Here is a 25,643-nt window from a genome sequence, read left to right as displayed (position 1 = left end):
CTCTTTTTTCTATTTCGCTAACTCTGACAAGGCTTTTTCAGGCACTTCCTCTTCTGTTACCTCTTCCCAACTTTCAACAAAACTCCCTTTCGAGTCTAATTTGAGATAGACCTTTTCCTTTAGTTTTTTCCCCGCATAAAATGTAATCTCTCTCGCTTCTCCACTATCATTGACTGCTTTTTGAGAATAATCGTACCCTCCTTGTGATTTTGCTGTGCCGTATTTATCTGCTGTTTTTACATAACAATCCTCCTTTTTGACAAAGGGATTGAAACGATCTACTAATTGCCCTTCTGGTACAACCGCTTTTAATGTAGACGGCAAAACAACTACCATTCCCAGAATAATCACAAGTACTAATGCTATTTTTTTCATTGTATAATCTCCTTCTCTCAACTTCTTTTTAACTTTAACAAATAAAACCACTCATTAAATCCGAACTGCGACCTAGTTTCAGTCAGACTTTAGGCTTAAACTCTCCCTTTTTAAAAGGCTTTTATGATAAAATTGAAAAGTCGCATTCTATAAACATACACGGTTTTAGTGTTTTATTTTTATTAATGAGAGGAGGAGGCTTGATTATGGCACCAACCTACTTTACCGGGACTAGCGAGTATTTCGGTGAACGTTTAGCATTTGATTCGTTTAAAAATTTATTTGAATCTAGGCGACAAGACCGCACTATCGGAGCATTAAGTTATCCGTGGCACCTCGCTGGAACACTAAGCCGTCGTGAAACTGATATTTTAATATTAAATAGTAAACTGGGTGCCCTATTTGTCGAAATAAAAGGCATTTACCTTAATCAAATTGAAAGTATCTCTTATGAAGGATGGCACACTAAAGAGCAATTTTACACAGACTTTATCCATCCAGTTAGACAGCTTGAAGAAACCACTCAAAATTTTAGAGTACACTGTGATAAGCACAATCTCCATGCCGTTCCGATTAAAGGTATTATTTGTCTGCCTTATATCACATCAGAGGATTGGCACGCTGCCGGTTTTAGTCTCTACGCTTTCTTACCGCCTATTATTTTTAAAGACGATTTAGAGAGCCCAGATAAACTCTTCGAAAAACTAAAAGCTATTCCGAATATCGGATTCAAACAAAGCCTGGATGGTGTCACCTTTGATGATGTCAAAACGTTATTATTTGGCTCAATTGATTTCGACAAAAATCCTCATTTCGACTATATTCCAGACTATGACGAAGCTATTACTCACTATTATAACGGTTTAAAGTTGACCGATAAGCAGGCTAAAATTGTCGATTATACAGGTAAATCCTTAGTGATTAATGGCGTCGCCGGTAGCGGTAAAACCCTATGTATGGCTGCCAGTGCTAAGCGAAAAATGGATGAAGGCGCTCGTGTTCTTTTTATTTGCTACAATAAACTACTTGCCCAAACCATCCGAAACTTACTTTATAAAAACGAGATGGACCCCAATACGATGGCACTTCACGTTCGCAATTTTCATCAATGGAGTTATTATCAAATCAAACATAACACACCATGTGCTGTTGATAATATTTCAACGACAAGTTATTATACGAAAAAAATGATTGCGTCACTGCAAGCTAAACTCGCCACCCATACGGATAATCGCTTTTTAGACCAAGATATATATACTGATTTTCTCCTTGAGGAATGCCACTACCTTACGACTCTTCAACTAAAAACCGAAGAAGATTATCAAAATCTAACACGTAAAGGGCGTGGAAATCTCCCTAAAATCAGAAAAAATTCACAAGATCGCAGTATTATTTTCTCTATCTATGACGACTATGTCGCCGGAAAAGCACGTCAGAATAAAATGGAATTTATTGACCACGCGCCTTATCTATTGGAACAAATCGACAGGTTACCTAAATATGACTACATCTATGTTGACGAAGCCCAAGATTTAAACTTAGCCGAACTACAATTACTACGTCAGTTGGCAAGGAAAGGCTTTTATCTAGCCTCTGACAGAGGACAGAAACTGTACAATACATTTTATACTTATAAGGATATTGGCTTAACTGTTAATGCTAGTAATTCTATTCGTCTAAATGAGTCGTATCGTTCAACGTACCAAGTGTTTAAATTTGCTTCTGCTTTGCAGCAAAACGATATTACATTAAAATCAGACGATTATACAGAACCGTATTTTAATACACTTTATCAAGGACCTGTTCCAACGCTTTACCGATTTGAGGATAATGCTACCCAACACCGCTTAATGATAAAAAAAATCAAAAATTATCTAGCGAATTCACCAGGAAAATCAATCGGTATTCTCGTCAAAACAAAAAAACAAATAGAAATCGTTTCTGATTATCTCAAAGCTGAAGGTATCAAACACCATTCCTTAAATCAAAAAATTGAAATTGTCCAATCTGATGATATCTTTGTTCATCTCTTGACGATGCACACGTCGAAAGGGCTTGAATTTGACTATGTTCAGATTTATGATTTTTCTAGCGACCCTAAACTAACAGAAAAAACTGATGAAAACTTTGATTATTGGAATCAACAACGAAAGTTATTTTACGTGGCCTTCACACGCTCACGTCACTTATTAGATATTTTCTACCTGACACAAGCCAATCAATTAGTCTATGAATTGCCTGCTGAGTGTTATGACATTGTGGGAGAATAGAAAAAGAGTGAAAGACATTAACGTCTTTCACTCTTTTTTATTGACCATAATAAGCTTCTTTTCCATGTTTTCTAAAATAGTGCTTATCTAATAAGTAATTTGGAATTTCTTGAATCTTTTCAAGAGATTTTAAAATTTCAGTCTCTTTAGCCATTTTTGATATGACTTCTAATACGATCGCATTATCAACTGCTTTCGTGGATGTCTCTCCCCAACAAAATGGTCCATGACTTTTTACTAAAACACCTGGCACAGCTTCTGGGTCTAGCTCTTCCGTTTTAAATTTCTCCACGATAACTTTCCCTGTATTTAATTCGTAATCTAACTGAATTTCATCAACTGTTAACTCTCTGGTACAAGGAACATTTCCGTAAAAATGATCAGCATGAGTTGTGCCGTAAGCTGGAACATCGCGTCCAGTTTGAGCCCACATAACAGCATTTTCTGAATGCGTATGAACAACTGCTCCTATTGTTTTAAATTGCTCATATAAATAAGCGTGAGTCGCCATATCAGAAGATGGTTTCAAACCCGCTTCAATTGGATTTCCAGAAAGGTCAGTTACCACCATATCTTCAACATTCATTGTAGAATACGATACGCCACTTGGTTTGATTACAATTATACCTAACTCTCTATTTATCTCACTAACATTTCCCCAAGTCAACTTGATTAACCCTTCATCTACCAAACGAATATTAGCTCTATAAACTCTTTGTTTCATCTCTTCAATTACTTTCTCTCTACACATCATAACCCGCTCCTTCGATTAAGGGATATAAGTAGTTTTTAGCTTTAGCTATCTCAATTTCTGGATTTTCTGCCTTTTCACTCCACATCTCTATCATAAATGGCCCAGAATATCCCAATCGTTTTAGTGTTTTTAAACATCCTTCAAAATCAACACATCCTTCACCAAAAGTAACATCTCTAAATTGACCTGGAAATTCCGGTGTGACAGAGTATGTATCTTTTAAATGAATAGCACTTATATACGGAATACCTAGTTTAAGCTCATCACCAACATTATTTTCACCCCACGCTGAGAGATTTCCTAAGTCAGGGTAAACTTGTAAATAAGGTGACGCTATTTCTTCTTTTATATCTAAGAAACGTGAAATTGAATTCATAAAAGGATCATCCATAATCTCAATCGACAATATAACCCCTTTACTAGCCGCATAATCAAGTGATTTTCTCAAATTTTCGATGAAATAATGGCGTGTTAAAATATCTTTATCTTCGTAATAGACATCATATCCTGCTACTTGAATAATTCTTATTCCTAAATCATAGGCTAAATCAATTGCTTTAAACATTAGATTCAAAGATTTCGTTCTAACTTCTAGCTCATGACTTCCCATAGGATAACGTCTTTGACCGCTAAAACACATCGAATGAATCATTACGCCAGTATCCTCCATAGCCCTTTTAACTAGATGACGTTCTTCATTTGTCCAGTCTAACCTTGCAAGTCGTTTATCCGTTTCATCAACAGACATTTCGACATAATCAAATTCTAATTTCTTTGCTAACTTTAGTCGCTCTAGCCATGATATATCCTTAGGGAGCGCCTTTTCATAAATACCGACCCTAGTCATATTTTTACCCCCAAATGGATCTAATTTCTGTTTTAAATTCTGAAGCTGCTTTTACTGGATCTTTAGCCCCAGTAATACCTCTTCCTGTAATAAAAGTATGGACATCCATTCCTTTAAATAATTTCAAGGTATCAACTGTAAGCCCACCTGTTACGGAAACTTTAAACCCTAAATCAATTAATGCTTGGACTTGATTTAAATCTTTTTTACCCCAAGACCCACCAGCTAATAAAGCATCACGACTTTGATGGTAAATAACTTGACTGATTCCCAGTTTATACCATTCCTTGGCTTGCTCAAGAGTCCAATCTCCATACAACTCAACTTGCAGTTCATCTACTTCTTTTAAAGCAGCTTCCATAGTAGGCAACGTTGCGCTACAAATTGCGGTCATCCAATTAGCGCCACCTTCTGCTACATTTTTAGCTACAGTTGTACCCGCATCAGCACATTTTGTGTCAGCAATAATGATTTTATTAGGATACATCGCACGAATACACTTAATTGCTTTCTGCCCTTCCTGTAAACATAGGATAGTCCCAACTTCAATAATATCTACTATATCTCCTACTTTCATAACATCTTGAATAGCGGATTCTAATTCATTATGATCAAGTGCAATTTGTAAATTTGGTACTGCCATGTCTATCCCTCCTTATTTTAAGAATTTATTTGGTAATTCAGAAGCTGTTACTAATTCAGTAACCTCTTTTTCCGATAACACATTTTTTACACCAATAATAGGAATCCCTTTATCTTTCGCATGTTTAAACATATCTACAAAGTTTAATGGCGTAAAGACAACATCATATGTTCCAGCAATACTTTTACCTTCTGAAATTGGACAGTGATGTATTTGCATTACATTAAATCCCATCTTTTTTAGAGCTTTCTCTACTGTTTTTTTCATCATCAAACTTGTTCCTGATCCATTTGCGCAAGATACTAATACTTTCATCTTTATCTCTCCCTATACTGTTTTTTTATTTAGTAATCGCTTTCTTTTCAGCGTAAGCTTCATAATCATCTACTATTAAGAAATAATTTTCTGGATCATGTTTATACTGCATTTGTGGAATCATGACCAGAATTAGCACAACAACTGCAATTCCCGCATATCCTAAAACTTTCATGATAATTGTAAATGCCGGCCAAACAGTAGCCCAGTCAAACATACCTAAGTACCCACCAAAACTCGATAAGCCAATCCATGTAGCGAATAAAGCTGACCCTACAACTTGGATAATCCCTGACAAGAATGGTAAGATACACGCTGCTTTCAGACCGCCTTTGTTGTTTGCGTATACAGCTATCACTGCATTATCAAAGAATAATGGAATAAACCCAGCGATAACAATTGTTGGTGATTTAAATAAGATAAGTAAGCCAATTGTTAAGAATTGACCTAATGAACCAAATAAGAACCCTAAGGTCACTGCATTTGGTGACCCAAAACCAAATGTTGCCGCCACATCAATCCCAGGAACAGCACCCGGTAAAATAGTATTCGAAATACCTTGGAAACTTTCAGTTAATTCCGATACAAAGGTTCTAACACCTAATTGTAAAATTGCCAAGTAAACAGCAAAATTTAATGATGTTGTTAAAATATAGAATAGGAAGCTTTGATCCGCTCCCATAAACTCTTGTGAAACAAGGTATGGTTTACCTAAGACTAATAAAATAATACCAAAGAAAAATAGCATAAGTACGGAAGTCGCAACCATGTTTTCGTTAAATATTGATAAGAATCCAGGTAAATTAATGTCTTCAATTTTTTTAGTTTCATTAACTTTTCCTTTTTTCAATTCACGTTTCTTCATATTTTCTGCAAGTTTCCCTGCAAAGAAAATACCAAACATTTGTTGATGGGCTACAGCAAACCCTGCACCTTCAGTCAAATCTTGCGTCATATTTACAGTCAAATTAGACCCGACAGCCCAATACAAGCCAAGAATTAATCCCATTATTAGTAATACTTCAATTCTGCCTAAATTTGGAAAACAGAATAATAGAATCCAAAAGGCTGTTGCCGCTTGTTGAATCTGAACATTCCCTGTTGTAAAAACAGCTCGTAGCTTCGTATATTTTTGAAAACGAACTAATAAAATATTCATAACAAAGGCAATCAACAATAGAATCATGACATCACCAAATGTTTTACCAAAAGTTTTCATTAATCCATTATCTACAGCATTTTGACCAAAATACGGGTCTATTACCATCGCATCTAAATTAAAACGGTCTTTAAGTCCTGTTAAAATAGGTCGAAAGTTATTAACTAAGCCACTAGAACCAACTGACAGTATAAAATAACCTACAGTCGCTTTTAGGAAACCCGCTAGACATTCATACCAATCACGCTTTAAAAGAATATAGCCGAGTAATACAATAAAACCTATTAAAAATGCCGGTTGAGTTAAAATATTATCTGCAAAATACTTCCATATGGTAAATAAAACATTAATCACTGTATCCATATTTTCCTCCTAAATGTTGTACTTACTTGCAACCATTTGATAATCGTCTAAGTTTTTAACTGTCATTAAATCCTCAACGAGACCATCTGTCATTAGCATTTCTGATAAATTCGAAATATTTTCAGTATGTTCTTCTGGATTTTTCGCTGCTAATGTAAAAAATAAACGGGCAGCTTTATCTTCAGAGAACGTTACATCCTTATCAAAAATAGTTAAACTAATTGCTGTCCCTTTAACATTAATACTTCCTTCAGAACTATGAGGCATTGCGACTCCAGGGATTATGACAATATAAGGACCGTATTTATTCACACAGTCGATTATTTCATCAGCATATGCTGATGAAATATACCCTTCTGTCGTTAAACCTTCACAACTTTTTTTAATTGCACTTTGCCAATCATGACTTTCTACTTGCGAAAAACTTACTAACTTTCTATCTAAAAACTGGGTTAACATAGGAATCACCTCTTATAAGAATGATGGGAACGGTGTATCATTATCTGTTGAAAAGACATCTCTAAATCCTCTGTAATGATGGTAATGAATAACACCTTTATCTTGAGGATAAGTAAATTTACCTCCGACTTGCCAAATCATTGGGTTAAATTTGTAGTTTAATCGTTCTTTTTTAAATTGCCATAACATCACAATTTCATTTGGATCTGCCATAAAATTAGCCCAAATATCATGATGAACAGGAATAACAACTTCCGTATTTAAAGATTCTGCCATTCGTAAAATATCAATAGAGGTTAATTTATCTGTAATACCTCTTGGGTTTTCTCCATAAGCTCCTAGCGCAACATCAATTTTATAATCATTTCCGTGTTGAGCGAATTTATTAGAGTAATGTGAATCACCTGCATGATAGATATTTCCACCAGATGTTTCAAATAAATAGTTCACTGCAATTTCATCCATATCTTGAGGCATTTTACCTTTTAATATTTCTTCAGGATCATTACAGGTTACAAGTGCAGTTCTATCAAATGCTTCTAATGCCTTAACTGTAATTGAGTTTACTTTTACTGAATCTCCCGGTTTCACAACGATTGTTTTTTCTTTTGGAACTCCCCATTCTAACCAAGTATTAACTACTTCTTGAGGTCCAATAAACTTCGCTTTTGGACAATTATGATGAACACAAGCCGCTGTATTTATATCTAAATGATCTGAATGAATATGCGTTACCACCAAAGCATCTACATCCTTAATTTCAAATGGATCAATCACGAAAGGTTGAACCCTTAAATTAGGCTGCAACTCTTGACAGCCACTCATTCTCATCATTTGATGACCTTTTTTCATATTTCCTGCACCATGTGATCGTTTACCTGTTCCAGTCCACAAATCACATAAGATATTTGTTCCCTCATGTGATTTAATCCAAATTCCGGTACAACCTAACCACCACATACTCACATTACCTTCTGGAACTTCAGTTTCTTCAATTTCTTCGTTTAGCCATGTTCCCCATTCCGGAAAAACTGAATTCATCCAACCTTCTTTTGTAATATTCTCAATACTCATTTGATATCGTCTCCTCTCTTAACTGACTCTATTATCTACCGAAAACATTGAAAGCGGTTGCCAATTATATGGTTTTTCTTTATAATAAAAAGTGTTTTACGAGTTTTTTATGGTTGTTTTATGGTTTTGTTAACAGTTTAACGTTTTTTGAACAGGAGATGTCTTATGAAAAATACAACAGAACATATTTTAAATCGTCAAAATAAATTGATTAACCTTTTAAAAATAAATGATAAAATGACTCCTCACCAACTTTCACTCCTACTTGACTGTTCTATTAATACAGTTAGACGAGATATCAATGAACTACACGAAAAAGAGGCTTTAGTAAAAAAATATGGATACGTTTACTTTAATCCTGACTATTCACCAAACTTCGATAGTTTTGGTCCTACAAAAATTAAAGAAGAAATCGCTAAATTCTCTTCCTCACTTATCAAAAATGAGGATACTGTCTTTATTAACAGCAGCTCCACTGCTTTAAAATCATTAAATTACCTTAATCATCACTCCAATACAATTATCACGAATAATATGCACATCTTTAAACTCGATCTAGATACTAATAAAAAAATAATTTTGACAGGTGGAACACTTAGGCCAAATAAAAAATCCCTTACAGGATTAGATGCAATAAAACTATTAGAAACTAAATTTGCACAAGTATGTATCGTAGGGTGTTATGGAATATCACTAGAAACAGGTCATGTTTTTTCATCGGTTATGACTGAAAGTAAAATTAATGAAACAATGGTTAAACACACAACCCGTACTAAAATACTATTGGCTGACTATCGTAAATTTGGGAAAGAATCGGAAGACCATTTCGCTAATATTAAAGATTTCGACTACATTATTACTGATTCATACTTACCTAATATTTATATCAATCAACTTGAAAAATATAACATTCAACTTATTCAAGTTACGCTTTAAAAAACTAGCTAGTATTCCCTAACCTAATGTGTTATACTTTCAACATGCGATGAGGCGACACGGGACTCGCAGTGGGAGTCCCCCCTCTAACGGTAATACTTTGTGGAAGGTGTGTTAGAGGCAAGATTAAAAGCACTAGGATGGGCAACCATCTTAGTGCTTTTTCGTTTGTATAGACAACAAGTAATTTTTTTAATATAACTTTAATACCACTCATATGATTTAATATTCTATTTACGATTAAAAAAATACAATAAAACAGCCCTAACAATAATGATAGGACTGTTTTTATAATCTCATTCAGTATTTTTTAATTGACAATTTTACTGATGAAACCATCAGACTTTTTCAGCAGTTCTTTGGCTTCGAAAACATCGATATGACACAATACCATAACAATAGCAACTTTTACATTACCTTCAGTTTTTTGCAATGCAGATTCCGCTGTTTCATAATCACATTCAGCAGCTGTCATGACTATCCCTTTCGCTCTTTCAATTAATTTCTGATTCGTTGGTTTAACATCAACCATTAGATTCTTATAAGTTTTACCAATACCTATCATTGAAGCTGTTGAGATCATATTTAAAACAAGCTTTTGACTTGTTCCCGCTTTCAAACGTGTAGAACCTGTTAAAACCTCTGGTCCTGCGTCAATTTCAGTAGAAAAAGTTGCATACTTAGAAATTTCTGCATTTTTATTACAGCACACACTTGCAGTAGTAGCTCCTATTTCATTAGCATATTCTAAGCCGCCTATGACATATGGTGTACGGCCACTCGCTGCTATTCCTACAACAACATCATCTTTTGATAAATTACGGTCAATTAAATCTTGGCGACCTAGTTCCTTAGAATCCTCCGCACCTTCAACAGCTAGCATCATAGCTGCCTCTCCACCAGCTATAATTCCTTGTACCATATCAGGGTCTGTACTAAATGTAGGAACACATTCTACCGCATCTAGTATCCCTAATCTTCCTGAAGTCCCTGCACCTAAATAAATTAAGCGTCCCCCTTTATTCAGTGAGTCAATTGTTGCGTTGATTATTTTTACAATCCCAGGTATTTCTGAGTCAATTGCTAGTGGTATATTTTTAGTCTCTTCATTCATCAACTCAAGAATTTCTCTAACACTCAAACTGTCCAAATTCATTGAGTTTTGGTTTTGTTGTTCCGTTGTAAGACTTTTCAAATCCATTCCCTGATCCTCTTCTTTCCATCAAATCTTATTTAAAAATGCTCAAACATTATTGTCGTATCTTTTGGTATAAGTTTTTCATATAATAATTTACCACTTTGAGATCCTCTAATTAGATCAAGCGATTCCATTTTATTCATTTTAAAATATCCTAAAATACTGGCACTTAGCGTCGCAATATCAACCTTCACCCAACTATCTTGGTCTTCTATATTTAAAATATCTACGACTTCTATATTATCTTTATCTAATAAAAATATTTTGTTATTCCAAGAACACAATTGATCAGTTACTTTAATATATAGCGGGCTATCTATTTTTTTTTCAAGAAAACTTATATATTTTTCAACATCAACAATGCGAGCCATAACATTATTCCCTAATGAACGAATCGCTTGAGTGTTTGAAAGGCGATAACTCATACTACTATCTATTGAAGTTACTCCTTTAACAACAAAGAAATTTGATCGATGTAATGAAATAAAATTGTATAAATTCTTTTCAGTTTCTGAATCAAGAAAAACAAAATCATTTATTATAAATGATGTACCTTCTTTGTTATATCTTAAATATCCTTTTTCAAATACTGCAAACATAGAATCTGGTTCTCTTGACTCTAGACGCTTCCACCAATCCTCTGTACGATACATCCAACCATTATTTTTTTGAACTGCTCTATTATGTATTTCTTTTACATTCGATATATCTATATTATTAAAATCAAAACGTTCAAAATGTAGATTTAGTATTTTATCAAACCTTGGAAAATCAGACATATTAACTTCATAAGAGACTACATCATACAATATTTCCCAACCCATTTTTCTGTAATATGAAATTGAAAATGGTCCTAATATAGAAAGAAGCTGTCCATTTTCTCTCATAGTTTCTAAAGATTTTATAATAATTTTTTTCATATAACCACCAGAACGATATTCTGGATATAGTCCAACAAAACCTATACCACCAAATCGACAGTCTCTTCCATAAAGATTCATTCTCAATGGCAATATGATCAATTGTCCACCTAGTTTATCTCCATCAAACAACCCTATACACTCACTAATTTGAGTCCAATATTTATAATCTAAAAGTTTAGCATTATTATATTTTTTACTAAAACAATAATCTCTCAAAGTCACCATTTGATTTTTTTCACTTTTTTTGATTTTTCTAATCTCCATTTTATATACCACCTTTACTTATAGAGCAAAATATGTTCCCTTTTCTTATTAAACTCACTTAGATTCTTTTTCGGAATCTCATCTAAAAAATAACCAGATAAATGCTCATAAAATAGGTGTTTGGAATTTTCGAAAGGAATATTTATTTTGAATTCATCATGTTTTAAACTAATTAGCTTAATTACCTCTATTACAATTTCAATTATGTCTACTTGAAAAAAGTCCTCAACATATAATTTTATCCCCGCACAAAGCTGATTCTTATACTTAGAAAAAGTGGGTGTAAAAAATACAGGTTGAAAATGGATACATTCGTTTTTAAAAATTGTATTTAATTCTTTACATAAACCATCGTTATCCAACCAAGGGGCGCCTACTTGCTCAAATGGCAGTGTCGTTCCTCGCCCTTCTGATAAATTAGTTCCTTCAAAAAGACATGTCCCAACATAATACTTAGCCGTTTCAACTGTCGGAATATTTGGTGATGGAGCAATCCATGGAAGATCTGTTTCTGAAAAAGCTAGCCCCCTGTACCACCCCACCATCTTTATAACTTGTAAATCAACAGTAATATTTAATTCTTTCCTGGTAAATAACGCTAACTCTCCCACAGTCATTCCGTACTGATTAGGCAGTGGTAAATCACCAACAAATGAGAATAACTGTGGATTAATCATATTTCCAGACACTTGCTCCCCCCCGAATATATCAGGCCTATCTAGAATAATAAATTTAATTCCAGCATTTTCACAAGCTTTCATTGATAGATACATCGTATAAATAAAAGTATAATATCGTGTCCCAATATCTTGAATGTCATATACTAAAAGATCTAAATTTTTGATTTCCTCAATACTTGGTGCCTTTTTATCACCATACAAACTTATGACATCTTTTTTATAAAAACTGTCATAATAGCTACCCAGAACTTCACCAGCTTGTTTATCGCCTCTAACCCCATGCTCGGGAGCAAATAAGACTTTAACGTCCCCATAATCATCTAAAGCATCAACCGTGGAGATAAAACTTTTAGTCATACCAGTGATATTTGTTATTAAACCAATTTTTTTATTTCTGAATATTTCTTCAAATTCATTTAACCGGTCAACTCCATTTTTGACATTTACTAGCATTTAATCACTTCGCTTCTTTTAATTTAAACTTTTTCCAGGGCTTAACTTCATCTAGCAAGAATAACTCTTCAGACGATATTTGTCCTACTACATTTGATTTTCCGCTATTTACCATATCAGTTAAGGCTATTTGCATTTCTCCTGCATAATGCCCATATAAGCTACTTTCTACGATAACATCACCACGTCTAATAATATCTGGTACATTAAATATACTGAAATTATGCCCTTTATATTTGACTCTACTAACTGTAGAACGAATCATATTTCCAGAAACATCACCTCTATTATAATGAAGTTCATCTAGCAATATGCTACGTTCAACATCTGGTATATTTTTTTCTAATACAACGTTTAAAGTAGTCAAGCACAATGACAGCTCATTTAAACTATATAATTCCTCATCTGTAGGGTAACAATTAGAAATAATAATATCATCAACTTCATCCATTGCTATTAAATGTTTTATTTGTAATAGCAATGGTAGGTCTCGGTGTGCTTCCAAAGTCGGCAAGCCCTCCGTTACAGGCCATGGTCCGAATGTATTCGTTGCTTGACTTGTAACAAAAGCGGCTGTTTTCAATCCAAATTTTTTAAAACGGTGACTACATGATTTAAAATGGCTGATACTTAATCCCGAATATCTATGCGGATAAAAATTATGACATCCTCTTAATTTATAACGATTTGGATAAAAATCCATAATTGTCTCAATATAATGAGTATCATTACTCATATTAATTTCAATATCTAAATTTTCAGGATTAAAAGTCATAAGAGATTCCTCATTACCACCAAAACCATAATCTAATCGAATTCCATCCACATTTAGTTCTTTAAAAAAACTTAAATCATTAAATTCTATCCCTAACATCCCAAGTACTTTAGGATTAATATCTATGATAATTTCAAATTTATATTTCTTAGCAAAAGACACAATTTCATATAAATTTTTTATTGTATCATTTTTTTTTCTCTCGTCCATAGATAGTAAGCAAGTAAACATCCTTGATACGCCAACTCTTGCTGCACTCTCTATATAATTTTTCATTTCATTCATAGTAGATTTTTCAGGATAAATTGATATTCCTAATTTTCTCATAATAACTCCTTTTTAGAATAAAAACTTAGATAAAATTATCTAAGTTTTTTTATTCTGATTATTTAATTGAAAAGAATTTTTCTGTTGAAACTTCATCAATTAACTCTTTTTCTATTGTTTCTACACTATAAAATGCATTACCTTTTGAAAAAGTTTCTAATAATTGATTTACAGAAGTTTCATCTCCTTGTAACTCTAAGCTCATCGTTGATTCATTTTCTTTTTTAGCGAACCCTTTAATACTATTTTTTAATGCTAATCTCTGTGCAACATAGCGGGCTCCACCATCTTTAAAGTTTCCCGTACAAATAACTTTTACTCTCACTATCTTCACCCTACTCTCTAACCAATAATTTCCATAACTTTCTTAAATAATTTTGGACCGCCCATCGGACTATATGCCATAGGTTCAATAAGTTCACATGGAACACCTGCATCATCTGCATTACCTTTTAACAATTTAAAACGATGCTTTATTTGTGGAGCGACCATAGCCATATCCCAATTATTTTTAACTTCTTCTTGAAATTCTTGAGTACTAACAGCTAAAACTTCCATATCTACATTATTTTTTTCTGCCTCTTTTTTTAATGCATTTACCGCAATAGTACTAGACATACCTTGTGAACAAACAAATAATATTCTCATTTTAATACGCTCCTTTTTATGCTAATTCAGCATTTTCTGCTTCTTCTGCTAACATTTTTTTCTCATATGATTTTACAAACGGATAGTAAATTGCAAAATAGATTGCTATATTAACAAATACTAAAATAATACCTTTCCAATCTCCACCAGTTGTTAAAAACGCCTTAATAGGTGCCGGAACAGCAAACGGTGAAATAACTGAAGTATTTAAAACCCATCCTGCATTTAAAGTAAAGTATGTTACGGTAGTCGCAACTAACGGACCTAGAATAAACGGTATTGCTAAAATTGGATTTAAAACAATTGGTGCACCAAAGATAATTGGCTCATTAATATTAAAAATACCAGGTACTACAGATAATTTACCTATCTCTTTCATATACGAAGACTTACTCATCATGAATAAAATACATAATGCTAAAGTCCCCCCTGAACCTCCAATCCAAATATATACATCGAAGAAACCTTCAACTCCGACATTAGGAGCTAAACGACCATCAGCAACAGCCGCCATATTTTCATCCAATAACACTAACCATAATGGTCGAATCAATGAAGCAATTACAGAATCTCCATGAATACCTGCTGCCCATAATAGAGTGATTAAAAATACTGGAATAATGACACCTAGATAACTATTACCTGCAATTGAAACGATAGGTGAAAATAATTTCATAATAGCTTCATTAATATTAAATCCTCCAAGACCACATATTAACCAAACGATAGTCATTGTAAATAGACCTGGTAAAATCGCTTCAAATGAACGGGCAACTGAATCCGGTACTTGTTCGGGTAATTTTATTGTAAAGTTTTTTTGTTTAAATAAACGTAATACTTCCACTGCAAAAATCATACATAAGATAGCTGTGAACATACCACTTCCACCAAGATACTGCATTGGTAAAACCATACCTAACGCATCGCCATTTTCTGAAAATGCAGCGAAAGGGATAATCGTCATCATAAATGCGCCCAATGAAAGTACTCCACCTGATGTCCTATCCATTCCATACGATTTAGCTAATGAGCCCCCCATACCATAAGCTGCATAAACAGACATCATTCCAACGGTCACTCTATAAGGTAACATTAATTTCGGAACATACGGTGCAATAAACTCAGTCCACATTGGTATCGGAAAATTAACCATTAAAACAAAAAAACTTCCAATCATAATTAATGGCATTGCTGAAATAATACCATCACGAATTGCTCTAAAATGTTTTTGTTCGGATAAGGAAGCCATTGGTGGTAGTAATTTTTCTTCTACAAAGCCTAATATCTTATTCATCATTTTATTAATTCTCCTTAATTCCATCAATTTTTTTGTAAATTAAAATCATTTTTTCAATTAAGCTTTTCGCTTCTATAGCAGTCATTAAATGATCTTGTGCGTGAACCATAAGTAAGCTTACTTCATGATGTTTTCCTGCTGCCTCACTTTGGATCAAACTTGTTTGAACTTTATGAGCAGCTAATAAAGATTTATCTGCCTCCTTTAATAAATTATCTGCTTCTTTATAATTGCCATTTTCAACAAATTCTAAAGCTTCATATGCTAATGATTTAGCTGTCCCCCCATGATTTATAATTTCAAAAATAATCATTTCATATTCTTCCAAAATATTCTCCTCCTTAATTTAGAAAACGCTTTTACAACTAAATATTACCACAACGGAATTTATTGTCAACTATAAATAAAAAAATAAGGAATATTATTCCTTATTTTTTAGAAAATTCATTTATAAGTTTTCGTGAATTCGCAATATCATCAATAGCATTTTCATAATTTTTAGTTAGGTACGCGTAAAAAATTATATCTACAACCATTAATTGGGCTTGTAACGAACTTGTTGCCCCACTACGTAATTCACTTTCATTTGTTTTGACTGTTTCTAGCGAAATATCAGCTTTTTTTGATAATCGATTATTTGATAATTGACAAATAGACACGACAAAAATATTTAACTTTTTCGCAATATTTGCAATCCTTAATATTTCTTCTGTATTACCTGAGTGAGAAATCAGAATTAACATTGAATTTTTTTTAAATGCTGATAAACTTGAAATTAATAAATGTACATCTTCTGAATAAAATAAATGTTTCCCTACTCTATTCCACTTTTGCGTCATATCCCGTGCTACTAAACCAGATGCCCCCAAACCATAAACAAAAATATGGTCACAAATTTGCATTTTTTCAGTAACTTTTTCAATTTTATCATTTTTTTGAAGTGATACAGTTTCTGATAAAGCGTAATAAGCATTTGCTAATAATTTATCCTTTATGCCATCGATAGTTTCATTAGGCGTTATATCAATTGACGGTTTCTTTGTTTCATTTGTATTTATTTTTGCTAATTCAATCTTTAGTGCTGAATAACTATCAATACTTATCGTTTTACAAAATCTCATGATTGTAGACGCACTCACACCTATTTTTTGACTGGCTTCTTGAATACTCATATCAATTATATCTTTTCTATTACTGATAATATATTTAGCGACTTTTTTTTCAGAATTAGCTAGTTGTTCATACATACTTTCAATCCGTGTCATAACTTCAGATTTCATATAGTCCTCCCTTATTGCAATAAATCAAAATAATACGCCCCTTTTGAAATTTTATTTTGTGGCATTTTAACTTTCAAGATAAAATTACTTGAAGTAATTTTATTCAAAAAAGCTTCCCTAAAGGTATCATTATTTATAATAATCCCACCATTTAAACCAATATTAGCATTATTATCTTTAAAAAAAGTCTTATGAAATGTTATATACTCCTCAGCAAGCCCCTCTGCCTCCCTCTTAATAATCTTTATCGCTAGTGGATCAGAATCATCGTGGGATAATAATACTTTGGTAACATTTGCAATTTCTGATTTAGTCAATGTTTTAATAATTGAAGGTAACTTCATAATATCATCACAGTTTAGATGTTCTAAAACAGATTTTGATATTTCAGATTGACTTTTATTTAAATCAAATTCCATTAAGCAGTTTTTTATTAATGAAATCCCTAATTTATATCCGCTCCCTTCATCACCTAGAATAGGTCCCCATCCACCATAACGTTTCCAAATACCTTTGTACTTGTTTATAATAACCGATCCTGTACCTGCAATAACCAAATCTCCATCTTCTCCTTGAAGTATCGCATAATGGGCAAGTTCCCCATCTCCTATTAGAGTTACTTTTACTGAAAAGCATTCTTTAAGCCTTTGGGATATTATTCTTCCCTTACCACTCGCATTTATACCAGCAGCACCAACAACAATATGTTTACATCTTTCATTTTTCTCGATACTCATTTTTACATCTTTAATTCCTTCAATAATTACCATTAATGCATCCTCAAAATTTTCAACAAAGTTACCTGATCCCTTGATAACAGTTTTTAGCTCTTTTCCTGTAGAATCATATGCTGTTATTTCAGTTTTCGTTCCTCCTGCGTCTACACCGATAATATAACTCATATATTTACCTCCAATAAGTAAGATTATTTAATATGTCCATCATACTCTTTTCGGAATTTTTTTTCAATTTTTTAAGGAATTTTATTCCTTTTATCATTTTATAGAGTTATTCTCAAACCTAAATTATCTTGATTGATATTTGCAGTCAGAATCTTAAAAATAATATTTATTTCTTGTAGAACCATTAAACAAAGCAGCTTTTCCCAATATTGTATAAAATAATTTTACTATCTTTTTTTCTCATTCTTTATGTTTATGAAATTAATATAACTTGCGTTCAGTTGTTTTTTTATTGTCGCTGAAGGTTCAGCGTTTGTAATAATCGTATCTATCGCTACATAGTCTGCTGATTTATATAAAAGACTACGATCAAACTTGCTCGAATCACAAACTAATATCACTTTTTTTGAATTGCGAATCATTTTATTTTTTACCTGTGCTTGAAAATCACTGGCTTCATAGATTCCTCTTTCATTTAATCCTTTACATGACATGATACACAAATCAACATTATAATTATTGATTTCATCTGTTGTACGGCTCCCTATCATAGAAGTCGAACCTGGTAGTAAGTCGCCTCCCAGTACTTTGGTATCAATAAACTGATACTCCGACAGTTCAAGAGCTGTTTGAAGTCCATTCGTAATAATCACTAGGTTTTTAAAGCGATTTAACAGTGGTACTAAGGCTAAAACTGTTGTACTAGAATCTACGAAAATAGAAATATTATCATAAACAAATTTTATTGTCTCTTCAGCTAGCAATTCTTTCGCAGCTTTATGTTCTTCCTGCCGTACCTTATAACTATTATCTTTATTAGAAGCATTTGATAACGTAACCCCTCCGTGATACCTTACAATCAAACCTTTTTTCTCCATATCTACTAAATCACGTCTGATTGTTGATTTACTTACATATAATTTTTTACATAAATAATCAATATTTGCATACTCTTCATTTTTAAGTAACTCAAGAATATTTTTATGTCTTTCTAAATCTGCCATTGTGCACCTCCAATTTCGTGAATTTAACGGCAAAAAGCCAAGAGGGGTCCCCTTGACTCTTTCGACTATTGTTCTAAATGTTGTTGACCATAGCTTTGAAATTTATCTGCCATTAATGTCATTTCTTCTTTCGGCAAGACAACAGGTTCTCCAATACTTTTAGCACGATAATAGATGTTTGCACAATACTCTACTTCTTCTAAAACATTGTACGCATTTAAAATATCATCTCCACCAACTAAGATACCATGGTTAGCTAATAAAACTGCCTTACGATTTTCCATTGCTTTAAAGGCATTTTCCGCAAGTTCTGGTGTCCCGTACGTCGCATATTCTGCACACTTCACATCATCACCCGCCACCGCAATCATATAGTGTGTCGCCGGCAAATCCCAGCGCAACTCCGCTAATACTGTCGAATAAATCGTATGGCCATGGATAACCGAATTAATATCAGTACGACGTTCATAGAATAACTTATGCATCACCCATTCACTTGATGGTTTCTTGTCTCCTTCAACAATAGTCCCTTCGTAATCGATAATAACAATATCTTCCGGTTTAATTTCATGAAAAGGAATGCCCGATGGGGTAATAGCTAGGTAGTTGTTTTCACGATCACAAATACTTAAATTTCCACCAGTCCCTAATGTGTACCCGTCTGTTATTAATTTGTTTCCAAATTCCACTAGTAAGTGACGCTCTTTTTCCATCAACATAATTGAACTCTCTTCTCTTTTTTTTATTTGCCTCAGCAGTTAGTCTATTTGTACAGTGGACCAAATTGTTTGCACGCTTCATAGTCCGCACTTTCTAAGTCTTTTGTCCCAAAGCCACTAAAAGCATGTGGACGGAAAATATCTTCTCTTGAAATGTTGTGTAAGGATACTGGGATGCGCAACATACTAGCTAATGTAATTAATTCTGCTCCCACATGTCCGTGAACTGAAGCACCGTGATTAGATCCCCAAGCATTCATAACCTCATAAACAGATTCAAACCCTTTTTCTCCTAGACGAGGCGCAAACCATAACGTTGGCCACGTTTTATCCGTACGCTCATCCAATGTCTTATGAACATCTTCATCTAAAATAACAGTATGACCTTCTGCAATTTGAAGAGTTGGCCCTACACCCGCTATCATATTTAAACGAATTAACGTCAGAGGAACTTCAGCATTAGCTAAGTAATGCGATGAGAACCCACCTCCACGGAAATACTCATAATTCGCACGACACCAATCAGTATTATCTAAACATGCATTAATATCGGCCTCAGTCATATTCCAAAATTCTTTCATAACAGGAGTTCCGTTTTCATCACGTGCTGCACAATTTCCATCTAAAGCTGAAGCTCCAGAGTTTAATAAATGAATAATTCCATTTTCTGCTTTGCCAGAAAGTTTTTTTCCTGTAATACGCTCCACTGATTCTGGGCTCCAATACGTTCTGACATCAGAAAATATTGCTGCTTTATTTGTTAAAAGGCTCCCTAATAACATCGAAGCACCATTTAATGTATCATTCTCTGTAGCAAAGGCAACCGGTTGCTTCGCACCTGTCCAGTCAAACGTTGACGCCATAATTGCTTCAGTAAAATCACAGTTTGGCAACCAATCTGTCCACTGACGTTGGCCTTGGAATCCACCTGCAATCGCATTACGACCACGTGATTCTTCATCCCATCCAAGTTTTTTTAATTTAGGATTTCCAAATAAAATATCTTTAATAATAATCGACATTTTTGCAATAAATTCCCAATCCTTATCTGCTGGCACTACCTTAGATTTAACCACAATGTCAGGAAACTCTTTCCCTTCATTGATATCAATACCTTCACGGCACTTTTCCTTAATCCAAGTTAAAGCTTTTGCATATTCTTCTGGATCGTATACTTCTAACGTGATTCGACGTAGTATTTCTGTCATATCACAAAACTCAACAGGCATCCCTAAGTAATTAGTAAAGAACTCACTATTAATTTGAGACCCTGCAATTCCCATTGAAGAGGCCCCGATATTTACATAAGATTTCCCTTTCATTTGACCAATTGCAAAGACACCTCTTGCAAAACTTAAAATTTTCGCCTGAACATCTTCTGGAATAGAATTATCATCTAACTCTTGAACTTCTGTACCATAAATTTTAAAAGCAGGTAAGCCTTTTTGAGCATAACCTGACATTGCTGCCGCTAGGAAAACAGCCCCTGGTCTTTCTGTTCCGTTAAAGCCCCAAATTGCTTTGATTGTTGAACTATCTAAATCCATCGTTTCAGTTCCATAGCACCAACTTGGCGTTACCGTTAACGTCCCGATAATATTCTCAGTCGAAAATTGATTATCAACGACACCAACATCGCCTCGCCCGCCAATCGTACGCTCTGCAACGACACATTGAACAGGGGTCCCATCTGCATAATGCAATGTTGATTCAATTAATTCTTTTGCTGCATAGGCCATCGCCATTGTTTTTTCTTCAAGAGATTCACGAACCCCACCGTTTCTTCCATCAATCGTTGGACGAATTCCTAATTTTGGATATGTCATGTTTAAAGCGCCTCCATTTTATTTATATAGTGTTGATAGTACGCATTCCATTCCCCTTTTTCAGGTTGAAACTCTGTAAAGTAAAAGGATTCTTTTACTAATTTTTCTTTATCATCTATCGGTACTTTACCTAATGTTATAAATTGCAATAACGTATTACCAACTACTGTAGCTTCCGGTAAACCAGCATACACTTTCTTACCTAAGTAATTAGCAGTTAGTTGATTAAGTATAGCTGCATTTGAGCCTCCACCTACAATAGCCAATGTCTCCTTCTTAACTCCCATCAGTTCCTCAAGTTCCTCAAAAGTTTTTCGGTACTTTAAAGCTAGGTTATGATAAACTGCTAAGAAAAATTCTCCTGGTGTGGTCGGACTTTCTTGTCCTGTTTTCAATGCGTAATTTTTTAACTTCTCAATGCAATTTCCCGGCAAAGCTAATTCACTATCATCGGTATCAAAATAGAAAGAAAGTGTTCTACTTTCTTTTGTAATTTTCGTTATGTCATCGAAACTAAACGTTATCCCTTGTTTCTTATAGTCTCGTTTTAATTCCTCAATCAACCATAACCCTGTTAAGTTTTTCAATATTAAATAATCATCTTCAACACCTTGTTCATGAGAAAATTGATAGCCAAAACTTCGATCTGTAAGGTAAGGTTTAGGACTTGTCGCACCGAGTAAGGACCACGTTCCAGAAGATAAGAAAAAACTATTTTCTAAATTAGGAATGCTAAAGACCGCACTCGCCGTGTCATGAGAACCTACAGCAATTACTTTTTTTGGTGTTATTTCTAACTCTTCACACAGTTCTGATGACAATTCGCCTAAAATAGTCCCGGGTTTAACGATGGGATATAATAGATCTGAATTCAGCTCTAAACTTTCTAGTAGATTTTCAGACCACTCTTTTGTTCCACCATTAAGTAACTGTGTTGTAGAGGCAATTGTTAATTCTGTTTTTTTTCTCCTGTTAAATGGTAGTTAATCAAATCTGGCATCAAAAGTATACTGTCAGTCACTTCCAATAATCCAAGTTTTTTTTGTGCTAAAATCTGAAATAGCGTATTAATCTCCATGCTTTGAATCCCTGTTTCAAGATACAAAAGACGTTTTGAAAGATGAGAAGGAATCATTTTGAACATTCCATTTGTGTAGGAATCTCTATAGGCACGAGGATCTGTTTTTAGCTGTCCTGAATCATCTAATACACCGAAATCAACACCCCACGTATCGACAGCAAGACTATCAAAATTTGGTGTTATTTTTTCTGCAAGCATAATCGCTTTTTTTATCTCGTTCATAAGTTTAGAAAAATTCCATGAAACTTTTTGACCATTCGTAATCATATAATCACCAAAACGCGTCACTTCTTTCAACTTAATTTGACCATTTTTGGATATTTCTGCTAACACTGCTCGTCCAGATGAGCCACCCAAATCAATCGCTAAGACACTCGTCATCACTCACACGCCTTTCTATTCGTCTTACAATAAAATGATAGCGCTTTAATTAATGTAATGCTAGTCTTTTTTATAATAAAAAATAAATTCATATTCAGTTTTACCCACATTCACAAAAAGTCAAAAAAGTTCATATTCATTTAAAATGCTTGATAATTGTTCATTTTAAATTTAAAAACTCTACCATCTAATATTAGGCTAACTAAAAAACGAGCCTCTTAACGTAGAGACTCGTTTTTTCTATAATTTTTTACGGTTTAAACTTAGGGAATTAAGCAATACACTTACTGAACTAAAGGCCATTGCCCCACCTGCTACGATTGGATTTAATAATCCGAAAGCTGCAAATGGTATGCCAATTGTGTTATAAATGAACGCCCAGAATAAATTTTGTTTGATTTTACTCATGGTTAATTTTGATAATGTTGTCATTTTAGATAAGTGTAATAAATCACCTGTCATTAATGTAACATCCGCTGTTTCCATAGCAATATCCGTCCCTGTCCCCATAGCAATCCCTACATCAGCTACTGCTAATGCTGGTGCATCATTGATACCATCTCCGACCATCGCTACAAATTTCTCACGGTCACGCAAGGTTTGAACATAATTCGCTTTATCTTCAGGCAAGACTTCTGCAAAAACATGGCGACTATCTAAACCAACTTGTTCCCCGATAAATTCGGCTGTACGCTGATTATCACCTGTTAACATAAAGACTTCAATCCCTTTATCGTGAAGTTGCTGAATCGCTTCTTTTGAACTTTCTTTGACTTCATCTGCTACAGCTACAATCGCAATCACTCGGTCTTTATCTGCTAAATACATGGCTGTCTTGCCTTGACTTTCGAGTAAACTAACACGTTCTAATTGGCCAAGAGTAATCACAATCCCTTGTTGTTCAATCAAGCGACGGGTCCCTACATTATAAGTTTTACCATCAATTGTCCCTTTAACTCCAGAACCTACGATTGCTTCAAACTCAACGACCGGTAGATCGGTATTAACCTCTTTTTCTTCAGCATAACTTACAATAGCTTGCGCTAAGGGATGTTCCGATAACTTCTCTAAAGAGGCTAATTTTTCTAATACCACATAAGGATCACCAAGGTCATATTCCACTTCAAATTCAGTGACCACTGGTTTTCCTTTTGTAAGCGTTCCTGTTTTATCAATAACAATGGCATCAATTCTTGCCGCACGTTCAAGGGCTTCGCCGCCCTTAATTAAGATACCATTTTTAGCACCTAATCCTGTCCCCACCATGATAGCGGTCGGTGTTGCTAAACCTAACGCACACGGACATGCAATAACTAAAACAGACACACTGTGAATCAGAGCTGTTTCCCAATTTTTAGTCACAAGTCCTGTCACAATCAACGTAAGTAAAGCTAATACAAGAACAATCGGTACAAATACTGAAGCGATTTTATCAGCTACCGCTTGAATAGGCGCTTTTGAGCCTTGCGCTTCTTCAACCATACGGATAATACGAGACAACGCTGTTTCTGAGCCTATTTGTTTCGCTTCAAAAATAACATTCCCCGTGGTATTGATAGTCCCGCCATATACAGAATCTCCTGCTTGTTTTTCAACAGGTAGACTTTCGCCAGTTAACATACTTTCATCAAGTGTCGTATGTCCTTCTATTACAGTACCATCTACAGGAACTTGTTCACCAGGTTTGACTTGAATACGGTCGCCTACTACCACATCTTCAATTGGTAAAACAATTGATTTCCCACCACGAATAACAGTTGCTTCTTTCGCTTGTAACGTCATCAATTGCTTAATCGCACCACTTGTTTTAGCTTTGGCACGCTGCTCTAAAAACTTACCTAATAAAATTAAAGTAATAATAACAGCACTACTTTCAAAGTATAAATCATGTGTTGTTTTACTAATAAAGCCGTTGTATATACTCAAAAGGTACGCAGCTGACGTCCCAAGAGCAACGAGCACATCCATGTTAGGTGCTTTAGTTTTAATCGCATGATAGGCTCCTTTATAAAAACGAGCACCAATCCAAAATTGAACAGGAGTTGCTAAGATTAATTGAACAATCGGATTATGAATAAAGGTAACAACTGGATTATCCAATCCTAACATCATCAAAATCATGCCAACAACCATCGGTGCACTTAACGTAGCACTGATAATCAAGTCACGTTTCATTTTTGATACTTCTTGTTCACGCTCTTCTTCAATTTGACGTTTATGCGCTTCATCATAACGTAATGCGCCATAGCCAATCGCTTCAATGCTATCAATTAATTTTTCAACTGAGGTTTGATCTGCTTCGTACTCAATTGTTGCTCGCTCGGTCGCTAGATTAACAGTCGCCAACTTAACACCTGGTTGATTATTTAATTCTTTCTCAACACGACCTGAACAGTTAGCACAAGTCATACCTGATATCGCTAGTGTTTCCAACTTATTTTGTTTACTATCTGCCATCTTACATCACCTCTGCATTAAAATCTTTCGCTTCGATTGCTGAAATAATATCATGTGTTGTCAAACATGACTCATCAAATTTCACCGTCGCTTTTTCTTTTTTTAAGTTCACTTTAACTTTTTTGACGCCTTCTAATTCTGTCACTGCTTTTTCAACCGTTGCGACACAATGCTCACACGACATTCCTTTTACATTAAACTCTACTTTTTTCATCATTAATCCTTCTTTCATT

The 25,643-nt window shown here is 34.2% G+C and carries 27 protein-coding genes; 2 read left to right on the top strand and 25 right to left on the bottom strand.

The window, feature by feature from the left end:
- Nucleotides 1-9: 9 nt before the first annotated feature.
- Nucleotides 10-375, bottom strand: coding sequence for a YxeA family protein (locus OL233_RS01510; protein ID WP_275470603.1), 366 nt, complete (start codon nucleotides 373-375; stop codon nucleotides 10-12).
- A gap of 206 nt (nucleotides 376-581) precedes the next feature.
- Here OL233_RS01510 and OL233_RS01505 point away from each other — a divergent pair, with 206 nt between their 5' ends.
- Nucleotides 582-2,645 (top strand): 3'-5' exonuclease, encoded by a 2,064-nt coding sequence (locus OL233_RS01505; RefSeq protein WP_275470602.1) that lies wholly within the window; start codon nucleotides 582-584, stop codon nucleotides 2,643-2,645.
- Nucleotides 2,646-2,682: 37 nt separating this feature from the next.
- On the opposite strand, the gene araD is transcribed toward OL233_RS01505, so the two are convergent.
- From araD to ulaG, 7 genes are read right to left on the bottom strand one after another with little or no spacing between them, the layout of a single operon-like run.
- Nucleotides 2,683-3,399 (bottom strand): L-ribulose-5-phosphate 4-epimerase AraD, encoded by a 717-nt coding sequence (gene araD, locus OL233_RS01500; protein WP_275470601.1) that lies wholly within the window; start codon nucleotides 3,397-3,399, stop codon nucleotides 2,683-2,685.
- On the bottom strand, nucleotides 3,389-4,246 hold the full coding sequence (locus OL233_RS01495; RefSeq protein WP_275470600.1) for an L-ribulose-5-phosphate 3-epimerase: 858 nt from the start codon (nucleotides 4,244-4,246) through the stop codon (nucleotides 3,389-3,391). Before OL233_RS01495 ends, araD begins: the two co-directional genes overlap by 11 nt.
- 4 nt (nucleotides 4,247-4,250) lie before the next feature.
- Nucleotides 4,251-4,889, bottom strand: coding sequence for a 3-keto-L-gulonate-6-phosphate decarboxylase UlaD (locus OL233_RS01490; protein WP_275470599.1), 639 nt, complete (start codon nucleotides 4,887-4,889; stop codon nucleotides 4,251-4,253).
- Between the two features lie 12 nt (nucleotides 4,890-4,901).
- Complete coding sequence (locus OL233_RS01485) at nucleotides 4,902-5,204, bottom strand: PTS sugar transporter subunit IIB (RefSeq protein WP_275470598.1); 303 nt, start codon at nucleotides 5,202-5,204, stop codon at nucleotides 4,902-4,904.
- 25 nt (nucleotides 5,205-5,229) lie between these two features.
- The gene (gene ulaA / locus OL233_RS01480; RefSeq protein WP_275470597.1) at nucleotides 5,230-6,726 is read right to left on the bottom strand and encodes a PTS ascorbate transporter subunit IIC; all 1,497 of its coding nucleotides are present in this window, start codon (nucleotides 6,724-6,726) and stop codon (nucleotides 5,230-5,232) included.
- Between the two features lie 9 nt (nucleotides 6,727-6,735).
- Nucleotides 6,736-7,185 (bottom strand): PTS sugar transporter subunit IIA, encoded by a 450-nt coding sequence (locus tag OL233_RS01475; protein WP_275470596.1) that lies wholly within the window; start codon nucleotides 7,183-7,185, stop codon nucleotides 6,736-6,738.
- Nucleotides 7,186-7,197: 12 nt separating this feature from the next.
- The gene (gene ulaG, locus OL233_RS01470; RefSeq protein ID WP_275470595.1) at nucleotides 7,198-8,259 is read right to left on the bottom strand and encodes an L-ascorbate 6-phosphate lactonase; all 1,062 of its coding nucleotides are present in this window, start codon (nucleotides 8,257-8,259) and stop codon (nucleotides 7,198-7,200) included.
- Between the two features lie 165 nt (nucleotides 8,260-8,424).
- Between ulaG and OL233_RS01465 the strand changes: the two genes are divergently transcribed.
- Nucleotides 8,425-9,195, top strand: a complete 771-nt coding sequence (locus tag OL233_RS01465; protein WP_275470594.1) for a DeoR/GlpR family DNA-binding transcription regulator — start codon at nucleotides 8,425-8,427, stop codon at nucleotides 9,193-9,195.
- A gap of 310 nt (nucleotides 9,196-9,505) precedes the next feature.
- On the opposite strand, the gene murQ is transcribed toward OL233_RS01465, so the two are convergent.
- The 17 genes from murQ to copZ all read right to left on the bottom strand — a co-directional run bounded on the left by murQ (nucleotide 9,506) and on the right by copZ (nucleotide 25,624).
- Complete coding sequence (gene murQ / locus OL233_RS01460) at nucleotides 9,506-10,396, bottom strand: N-acetylmuramic acid 6-phosphate etherase (RefSeq protein ID WP_275470593.1); 891 nt, start codon at nucleotides 10,394-10,396, stop codon at nucleotides 9,506-9,508.
- 32 nt (nucleotides 10,397-10,428) lie between these two features.
- Nucleotides 10,429-11,580, bottom strand: a complete 1,152-nt coding sequence (locus OL233_RS01455) for a GNAT family N-acetyltransferase (protein ID WP_275470592.1) — start codon at nucleotides 11,578-11,580, stop codon at nucleotides 10,429-10,431.
- 14 nt (nucleotides 11,581-11,594) lie between these two features.
- Entirely contained in the window at nucleotides 11,595-12,713 is a 1,119-nt protein-coding gene (locus OL233_RS01450) for an exo-beta-N-acetylmuramidase NamZ family protein (protein WP_275470591.1), read from the bottom strand.
- Between the two features lie 4 nt (nucleotides 12,714-12,717).
- Nucleotides 12,718-13,815 carry a DUF871 domain-containing protein gene (locus OL233_RS01445; protein WP_275470590.1) on the bottom strand — a complete coding sequence of 366 codons (1,098 nt, stop codon included), beginning with the start codon at nucleotides 13,813-13,815 and terminating at the stop codon, nucleotides 12,718-12,720.
- A 58-nt stretch (nucleotides 13,816-13,873) separates the two neighbouring features.
- On the bottom strand, nucleotides 13,874-14,140 hold the full coding sequence (locus OL233_RS01440; protein ID WP_275470589.1) for an acylphosphatase: 267 nt from the start codon (nucleotides 14,138-14,140) through the stop codon (nucleotides 13,874-13,876).
- A 17-nt stretch (nucleotides 14,141-14,157) separates the two neighbouring features.
- Nucleotides 14,158-14,463 (bottom strand): PTS sugar transporter subunit IIB, encoded by a 306-nt coding sequence (locus OL233_RS01435; RefSeq protein WP_275470588.1) that lies wholly within the window; start codon nucleotides 14,461-14,463, stop codon nucleotides 14,158-14,160.
- 16 nt (nucleotides 14,464-14,479) lie between these two features.
- Nucleotides 14,480-15,757 carry a PTS sugar transporter subunit IIC gene (locus OL233_RS01430; protein ID WP_275470829.1) on the bottom strand — a complete coding sequence of 426 codons (1,278 nt, stop codon included), beginning with the start codon at nucleotides 15,755-15,757 and terminating at the stop codon, nucleotides 14,480-14,482.
- Nucleotides 15,758-15,764: 7 nt separating this feature from the next.
- Complete coding sequence (locus OL233_RS01425; RefSeq protein WP_275470587.1) at nucleotides 15,765-16,088, bottom strand: PTS lactose/cellobiose transporter subunit IIA; 324 nt, start codon at nucleotides 16,086-16,088, stop codon at nucleotides 15,765-15,767.
- A 100-nt stretch (nucleotides 16,089-16,188) separates the two neighbouring features.
- The gene (locus tag OL233_RS01420) at nucleotides 16,189-17,040 is read right to left on the bottom strand and encodes a MurR/RpiR family transcriptional regulator (RefSeq protein ID WP_275470586.1); all 852 of its coding nucleotides are present in this window, start codon (nucleotides 17,038-17,040) and stop codon (nucleotides 16,189-16,191) included.
- 11 nt (nucleotides 17,041-17,051) lie between these two features.
- Nucleotides 17,052-17,942 carry an N-acetylglucosamine kinase gene (locus tag OL233_RS01415; protein ID WP_275470585.1) on the bottom strand — a complete coding sequence of 297 codons (891 nt, stop codon included), beginning with the start codon at nucleotides 17,940-17,942 and terminating at the stop codon, nucleotides 17,052-17,054.
- A 227-nt stretch (nucleotides 17,943-18,169) separates the two neighbouring features.
- Entirely contained in the window at nucleotides 18,170-18,946 is a 777-nt protein-coding gene (locus OL233_RS01410) for a DeoR/GlpR family DNA-binding transcription regulator (protein WP_275470584.1), read from the bottom strand.
- A 65-nt stretch (nucleotides 18,947-19,011) separates the two neighbouring features.
- Nucleotides 19,012-19,659, bottom strand: coding sequence for an L-fuculose-phosphate aldolase (locus tag OL233_RS01405; protein ID WP_437184397.1), 648 nt, complete (start codon nucleotides 19,657-19,659; stop codon nucleotides 19,012-19,014).
- Nucleotides 19,660-19,709: 50 nt separating this feature from the next.
- Nucleotides 19,710-21,491 carry an L-fucose isomerase gene (locus OL233_RS01400; protein ID WP_275470582.1) on the bottom strand — a complete coding sequence of 594 codons (1,782 nt, stop codon included), beginning with the start codon at nucleotides 21,489-21,491 and terminating at the stop codon, nucleotides 19,710-19,712.
- 2 nt (nucleotides 21,492-21,493) lie between these two features.
- A complete protein-coding gene (locus OL233_RS01395) occupies nucleotides 21,494-22,438 on the bottom strand; it encodes an FGGY-family carbohydrate kinase (protein ID WP_275470828.1) in 945 nt (314 codons plus the stop codon).
- A gap of 2 nt (nucleotides 22,439-22,440) precedes the next feature.
- The gene (locus tag OL233_RS01390) at nucleotides 22,441-22,953 is read right to left on the bottom strand and encodes an acetate and sugar kinases/Hsc70/actin family protein (RefSeq protein WP_275470581.1); all 513 of its coding nucleotides are present in this window, start codon (nucleotides 22,951-22,953) and stop codon (nucleotides 22,441-22,443) included.
- Between the two features lie 240 nt (nucleotides 22,954-23,193).
- Complete coding sequence (locus tag OL233_RS01385; RefSeq protein WP_275470580.1) at nucleotides 23,194-25,410, bottom strand: heavy metal translocating P-type ATPase; 2,217 nt, start codon at nucleotides 25,408-25,410, stop codon at nucleotides 23,194-23,196.
- A 1-nt stretch (nucleotide 25,411) separates the two neighbouring features.
- A complete protein-coding gene (gene copZ, locus OL233_RS01380) occupies nucleotides 25,412-25,624 on the bottom strand; it encodes a copper chaperone CopZ (RefSeq protein ID WP_275470827.1) in 213 nt (70 codons plus the stop codon).
- Between the last annotated feature and the right edge of the window lie 19 nt (nucleotides 25,625-25,643).

It is taken from the genome of Vagococcus proximus (assembly GCF_029143285.1).
Lineage (GTDB): Bacteria > Bacillota > Bacilli > Lactobacillales > Vagococcaceae > Vagococcus_D > Vagococcus_D proximus.
Note: the sequence above shows the minus strand (reverse complement) of the source record. Positions and strands in the feature narration are given on the sequence as shown.

Excerpts from the sequence above, each read along its gene's own strand:
- OL233_RS01390 (WP_275470581.1), bottom strand. The coding sequence starts at position 22,953 with ATGACGAGTGTCTTAGCGATTGATTTGGGTGGCTCATCTGGACGAGCA.
- OL233_RS01400 (WP_275470582.1), bottom strand. The coding sequence starts at position 21,491 with ATGACATATCCAAAATTAGGAATTCGTCCAACGATTGATGGAAGAAAC.
- ulaA (WP_275470597.1), bottom strand. The coding sequence starts at position 6,726 with ATGGATACAGTGATTAATGTTTTATTTACCATATGGAAGTATTTTGCA.
- OL233_RS01475 (WP_275470596.1), bottom strand. The coding sequence starts at position 7,185 with ATGTTAACCCAGTTTTTAGATAGAAAGTTAGTAAGTTTTTCGCAAGTA.
- OL233_RS01505 (WP_275470602.1), top strand. The coding sequence starts at position 582 with ATGGCACCAACCTACTTTACCGGGACTAGCGAGTATTTCGGTGAACGT.
- OL233_RS01435 (WP_275470588.1), bottom strand. The coding sequence starts at position 14,463 with ATGAGAATATTATTTGTTTGTTCACAAGGTATGTCTAGTACTATTGCG.
- OL233_RS01465 (WP_275470594.1), top strand. The coding sequence starts at position 8,425 with ATGAAAAATACAACAGAACATATTTTAAATCGTCAAAATAAATTGATT.
- OL233_RS01455 (WP_275470592.1), bottom strand. The coding sequence starts at position 11,580 with ATGGAGATTAGAAAAATCAAAAAAAGTGAAAAAAATCAAATGGTGACT.
- OL233_RS01405 (WP_437184397.1), bottom strand. The coding sequence starts at position 19,659 with ATGGAAAAAGAGCGTCACTTACTAGTGGAATTTGGAAACAAATTAATA.
- OL233_RS01495 (WP_275470600.1), bottom strand. The coding sequence starts at position 4,246 with ATGACTAGGGTCGGTATTTATGAAAAGGCGCTCCCTAAGGATATATCA.
- araD (WP_275470601.1), bottom strand. The coding sequence starts at position 3,399 with ATGATGTGTAGAGAGAAAGTAATTGAAGAGATGAAACAAAGAGTTTAT.
- OL233_RS01510 (WP_275470603.1), bottom strand. The coding sequence starts at position 375 with ATGAAAAAAATAGCATTAGTACTTGTGATTATTCTGGGAATGGTAGTT.
- OL233_RS01415 (WP_275470585.1), bottom strand. The coding sequence starts at position 17,942 with ATGAGTTATATTATCGGTGTAGACGCAGGAGGAACGAAAACTGAAATA.
- copZ (WP_275470827.1), bottom strand. The coding sequence starts at position 25,624 with ATGAAAAAAGTAGAGTTTAATGTAAAAGGAATGTCGTGTGAGCATTGT.
- OL233_RS01490 (WP_275470599.1), bottom strand. The coding sequence starts at position 4,889 with ATGGCAGTACCAAATTTACAAATTGCACTTGATCATAATGAATTAGAA.
- OL233_RS01420 (WP_275470586.1), bottom strand. The coding sequence starts at position 17,040 with ATGAAATCTGAAGTTATGACACGGATTGAAAGTATGTATGAACAACTA.
- OL233_RS01410 (WP_275470584.1), bottom strand. The coding sequence starts at position 18,946 with ATGGCAGATTTAGAAAGACATAAAAATATTCTTGAGTTACTTAAAAAT.
- OL233_RS01450 (WP_275470591.1), bottom strand. The coding sequence starts at position 12,713 with ATGCTAGTAAATGTCAAAAATGGAGTTGACCGGTTAAATGAATTTGAA.
- OL233_RS01385 (WP_275470580.1), bottom strand. The coding sequence starts at position 25,410 with ATGGCAGATAGTAAACAAAATAAGTTGGAAACACTAGCGATATCAGGT.
- OL233_RS01445 (WP_275470590.1), bottom strand. The coding sequence starts at position 13,815 with ATGAGAAAATTAGGAATATCAATTTATCCTGAAAAATCTACTATGAAT.
- ulaG (WP_275470595.1), bottom strand. The coding sequence starts at position 8,259 with ATGAGTATTGAGAATATTACAAAAGAAGGTTGGATGAATTCAGTTTTT.
- murQ (WP_275470593.1), bottom strand. The coding sequence starts at position 10,396 with ATGGATTTGAAAAGTCTTACAACGGAACAACAAAACCAAAACTCAATG.
- OL233_RS01485 (WP_275470598.1), bottom strand. The coding sequence starts at position 5,204 with ATGAAAGTATTAGTATCTTGCGCAAATGGATCAGGAACAAGTTTGATG.
- OL233_RS01430 (WP_275470829.1), bottom strand. The coding sequence starts at position 15,757 with ATGAATAAGATATTAGGCTTTGTAGAAGAAAAATTACTACCACCAATG.